General features: G+C 69.5%; 1 protein-coding gene. It reads right to left on the bottom strand.

Features of this window, described 5'->3' with window-relative positions; all coding sequences use genetic code 11:
• Positions 1-499: beta-ketoacyl [acyl carrier protein] synthase domain-containing protein (locus CCN72_RS30220; RefSeq protein WP_208638142.1), on the bottom strand; the 499-nt coding region annotated here is incomplete at both ends.

The following is a 499-nucleotide window of genomic DNA, read 5'->3' as shown; positions in this document are numbered from 1 at the left end:
CCCGTATCACCCGGTCCTTCGTCAGGATGGGCATGCTCTCCCCCACCGGGCACTGCCGCACCTTCGACGCCGCCGCGCACGAATCCGTCCGCGGCGGCGTCGAAGGTGCGGCAGTGCCCGGTGGGGGAGAGCATGCCCATCCTGACGAAGGACCGGGTGATACGGGAGGCGAGCATGAGCGTGACGCCGGCGGCCAGGGCGAGGTCGCACTCACCGCGGCGCAGTGCCTCGCAGGCCAGGTGGAAGGCCACCAGGGAGGACGAGCACGCGGTGTCGAGCGCGATGCTGGGGCCGTGCAGGCCGAGGAGATAGGAGATGCGGCCCGCGGCCACACAGTGACCGTTCGTCAGGATGGAGCCCTCCAACTCCGTCGGCTGACCGGCGAGTTGGTCCATGTAGTCGTTGTAGCTGAGCCCGGTGAAGACTCCCGTCGCGGAGCCCGCGAGCCGATCGGGAGGCAGCCCGGCATGTTCCAGGGCTTCCCAGATGACCTCCAGCA

Source organism: Streptomyces murinus, from assembly GCF_002154555.1.
Classification (GTDB): Bacteria; Actinomycetota; Actinomycetes; order Streptomycetales; family Streptomycetaceae; genus Streptomyces; species Streptomyces murinus.
This window is presented reverse-complemented; position numbering and strand designations above follow the sequence as displayed.